This window comes from Streptomyces fuscigenes (genome assembly GCF_021556455.1).
Taxonomy (GTDB): domain Bacteria; phylum Actinomycetota; class Actinomycetes; order Streptomycetales; family Streptomycetaceae; genus Streptomyces; species Streptomyces fuscigenes.
Genome location: NZ_JAKGCV010000458.1, coordinates 1 through 4242, shown reverse-complemented (window position 1 = coordinate 4242; position 4242 = coordinate 1). Strand labels below are relative to the sequence as shown.

The following is a 4242-nucleotide window of genomic DNA, read 5'->3' as shown; positions in this document are numbered from 1 at the left end:
CCGGCGGCGGCCCGGTGGCCGCGCTGGACGCGGGCACCCGATGTGTCACGGCCGGGACGGCCGTCGTGCTCTCCGCCGACCTGCCCTTCCTCGGCACGGACACCGTGGCGCGGCTGCGCGAGGCGCTCGCGGGCGGCGGCGAGGCGGCGTTCCTCGTCGACGGCGACGGCCGGGACCAGCCGCTCGTCGCGGCCTACGCCACGGAGCCGCTGCGCCGCGGACTCGCGCTGCTGGCCGCGGAGTACGGGAGCCTCGCCGGCCTGCCGCTGCGCCTGCTGTCACAGGAACTGGACGTTGTCCGTGTCGATGCCGGCTCCTCCGCCGCGTTCGACTGCGACACCTGGGAAGACATCGCCACCGCCCGCACACGCATCAGGGAGCATGGAACCGTGCTGGACGAATGGATCACCGCAGTCAAGGACGAGCTCGGCATCGAGCTGGACGTCGACACCACCCTGCTGCTCGACCTCGCGAGCGACGCGGCGCACGGAGTGGCCCGCCCCGCGGCCCCGTTGACGACCTTCCTGGTCGGCTACGCGGCGGCGAGGGCGGCAGGCCAGGGGGAGCAGGCCGTCGCCGAGGCGGCCGCCAAGGCGTCGGCGCTGGCCCGGCGTTGGGAGGAGGAGGCGAACGGCTCCGGGACGGACGCCGGATGACGTCCCGTGACGGCGACGCGGGCGAGGTGGCGGAGATCGACGGCTTCGACGACGCACTGGCGCTGGTCGCCGGGCCGCCGACCGAAGCGGCCGGTGGCGGCCCGGGCCCGCACCGGGCCCTGGACTGGCCCGAGGCCCGCCTCCGCGCGGCCCGGGCCGGCCGCCTCGCGCGAGCCGGCCGCTCCCACCGCGTACCCGGCGAGCGGGCCCTCGGGGAGGCGCTCGCCCAACCGCTGACCGCGCTCACCGACCTGCCCTCGTTCGACACCTCGGCCATGGACGGCTGGGCCGTGTCGGGGCCCGGCCCCTGGTCCGTGGTCGCCGCCGAGTCCGTGCTCGCCGGGCACGCGTACGCGGGGGAGCTGCCGGACGGGACGGCCGTGCGCATCGCGACCGGCGCGCGCATCCCGCCCGAGGCGACGGCCGTCATCCGCAGCGAGCACGCGCGCACCGACGAGGCAGGCCGGCTGCACGCCCGGCACCGGGTCGTCCAGGGGCAGGACATCCGCCCCCGCGGGCAGGAGTGCCGCTCCGGCGACTCGCTGCTGTCCGAGGGCACCACGGTCACGCCCGCCGTGCTGGGGCTGGCCGCGGCCGCGGGCTACGACACGCTGCACACGGTGCCGCGGCCGACCGTCGAGGTGCTGGTCGTCGGCGACGAACTGCTCACCGAGGGCCTCCCGCACGGCGGTCTGATCCGGGACGCGCTCGGCCCGATGGTCGGACCCTGGCTGCGCGCGCTGGGCGCCGACGTGCGGGCCACGCGGCGGGTACGCGACGACGCGACGGCCCTCCAGCGGGCGATCACCGGTTCCAAGGCCGATCTCGTCGTCACCACCGGCGGCACGGCGGCCGGGCCGGTCGACCACGTCCACCCGGTCCTGCACAAGGCCGGGGCGAAGCTGCTCGTCGACGGCGTGTCCGTGCGTCCGGGGCACCCGATGTTGCTGGCCGCGCTGGGCGCCGGGCGCCACCTGGTCGGGCTGCCGGGAAACCCGCTGGCGGCGGTCTCCGGGCTGCTCACCCTCGCCGAGCCGCTGCTGCGGGAACTGGCGGGGCGGACGGCGCCGGCCCCGTACCGCGCGCCGGTCGGGAAGGACCTGCGCGGGCACCCGCACCACACCCGCCTGGTGCCGTTCGTCCACCGGGACGACGGGCTGGAGCCCGTGCACTTCAACGGCCCCGCCATGCTGCGCGGCATCGCCGTCGCCGACGGCCTCGCGGTGGTGCCGCCTGGCGGCGTCGCCCCCGGCGCCCTGCTGGAAGTGCTGGATCTGCCCTGGACCGCGCCCGTCGCCGGAGGGTGTTTCACGTGAAACTTCCCGGTCACGACGCCATCGCGCGCAGCGCCGACGAGCATCTGGTCAGCGGGCGGCTGAGCCTGCCCCGCCGTACGGTCCAGCGTCCGCTGCGGCAGGTGCTGCGGCGGCTGGCGATGGCCCTCGCGGTGCTGTTCCTGACGGTCCTGATCGTGTGGTCGGACCGTGGCGGGTACCACGACAACGCCAACGGCTCGGTCGACTTCCTGGACGCCGTCTACTACTCCACCGTGACGCTGTCCACCACCGGTTACGGTGACATCGTCCCGTACAGCGACGGGGCCCGGCTGGCGAACGTGCTGCTGGTGACCCCGCTGCGGGTGCTGTTCCTGATCATCCTGGTCGGCACGACTCTCGAGGTCCTCACGGAGCGCACCCGGGAGGAGTGGCGGCAGAACCGCTGGAGGTCCACCTTGCGCGACCACACCGTGGTCATCGGCTACGGCACGAAGGGCAGGTCGGCCACCCAGACCTTGCGCGCCACCGGGGTGCGCAAGGACCAGATAGTCATCGTCGACCCGGCCGGCAAGGTCGTCGAGGCAGCCAACGCCGAGGGCCTGGCGGGCGTCGTCGGCGACGCCACACGCAGCGAGGTGCTGCTGCGCGCGGAGGTTCAGCGCGCCCGGCAGATCGTCATCGCGACCCAGCGCGACGACACGGCGGTGCTCGTGACGCTGACGGCCCGGCAGCTCAACAAGGGGGCGAAGATCGTCACGGCCGTGCGCGAGGAGGAGAACGCGCCGCTGCTGCGCCAGTCGGGCGCCGACGCGGTCATCACCAGCGCGAGCGCGGCAGGCCGGATGCTGGGCATGTCGGTGCTCAGCCCCTGGGCCGGGACCGTCATGGACGACCTGATCCAGCAGGGCAGCGGCCTCGACATGGTGGAGCGCCCCGTGAGCAAGGCCGAGTGCGGCCGCGGTGTCCGGGAGACGGACGACCTCGTGGTCAGCGTGGTCCGGGGCCACCGCCTGCTCGCCTACGACGACCCGGAAGCGAGTCCGCTCCAGCCGACGGACCGGGTGATCGCCATCGTCCGTGCCCGTTCCGAGCCGCCGGAGGCCCCGCCCCGGGGCAGCGCGTTCCGCTGACGGGGGCGCCCGGCTCCGGAGGCCCCGGGGCCCGGGCGAGCAGGAGGGTCCGGGACGCCCCCGGCCGGCCCGTACGCCACGGCCCGGGCCGGCGCGCGGCCGGACGGATGGGGCGCGAGGGGCGCGGGTAGCCTCACGACCATGCATGCGATCACGATTCCGGAACCGGGCGGACCCGAAGCCCTCGTGTGGTCCCAGGTGCCCGACCCCGTCCCCGGCGAGGGCGAGGTGATCGTCGACGTCGTGGCGAGCGCCGTCAACCGGGCCGACGTGCTGCAGCGGCAGGGGCACTACGACCCGCCGCCGGGCGCGCCCGTCTATCCGGGCCTGGAGTGCTCGGGCCGGATCTCGGCCGTCGGGCCGGGCGTCGCCGGGTGGGCGGTGGGCGACGAGGTGTGCGCCCTGATGGGCGGCGGAGGCTACGCGGAGAAGGTGGCCGTCCCCGTGGGGCAGCTGCTGCCCGTGCCCGACAGCGTCGAGCTGGCGGACGCGGCCGGGCTGCCCGAGGTGGTCTGCACGGTCTGGTCCAACGTGTTCATGGTCGCCCACCTCAGGCCGGGCGAGACCTTCCTGGTGCACGGCGGCGCGAGCGGCATCGGCACGGCCGCCATCCAGCTGGCCAAGTCGGCGGGCGCGCGGGTCGCGGTCACGGCGGGCGGCGCGGACAAGCTCACGCGCTGCAAGGAGCTGGGCGCGGACTTCCTGATCAACTACCGCGAGCAGGACTTCGTGGAGGAGATCAGGGCGGTGACGGACGGCAGGGGCGCCGACGTCATCCTCGACATCATGGGCGCCAAGTACCTGGAGCGGAACGTGGCGGCGCTCGCGGTCAACGGCCGGCTCGCCGTGATCGGCATGCAGGGCGGCGTGAAGGGCGAGCTCAACCTCGGGGCGCTGATGGCCAAGCGTGCCGCGATCACGGCGACGTCCCTGCGGGCCCGCCCGGCGAGCGAGAAGGCGGCCATCGTGGCGGCGGTGCGCGAGCACGTGTGGCCCCTCGTCGCCTCGGGCGACGTGCGCCCGGTGATCGACAGCCGCGTCGCGATGCGGGACGCGGCCGAGGCGCACCGTGCGCTCGACGCGGGCAGCCACGTCGGCAAGATCCTGCTGGTCACGGGCGCCTGACGGGCTGCGGCCCGGACCGCGCCGGCCCGGGCCGCCCCGCGGGCGCCGGGTCGG

4 protein-coding genes are annotated in these 4242 nt (G+C 75.5%); all 4 read left to right on the top strand.

Going from position 1 to position 4242, the window contains the following annotated elements; genetic code table 11:
* A partial coding sequence (locus L1885_RS24540; protein ID WP_235799352.1) for a DUF6457 domain-containing protein occupies nucleotides 1-656 on the top strand: 656 nt, incomplete at its 5' end.
* Complete coding sequence (locus L1885_RS24535; RefSeq protein WP_235799351.1) at nucleotides 653-1972, top strand: molybdopterin molybdotransferase MoeA; 1320 nt, start codon at nucleotides 653-655, stop codon at nucleotides 1970-1972. The genes L1885_RS24540 and L1885_RS24535, both read left to right, overlap by 4 nt.
* Entirely contained in the window at nucleotides 1969-3063 is a 1095-nt protein-coding gene (locus L1885_RS24530; protein ID WP_235799350.1) for a potassium channel family protein, read from the top strand. The genes L1885_RS24535 and L1885_RS24530 overlap by 4 nt, the downstream gene beginning before the upstream one ends.
* Before the next feature lie 141 nt (nucleotides 3064-3204).
* On the top strand, nucleotides 3205-4188 hold the full coding sequence (locus L1885_RS24525; RefSeq protein ID WP_235799349.1) for an NAD(P)H-quinone oxidoreductase: 984 nt from the start codon (nucleotides 3205-3207) through the stop codon (nucleotides 4186-4188).
* The last annotated feature ends 54 nt before the right edge of the window (nucleotides 4189-4242 follow it).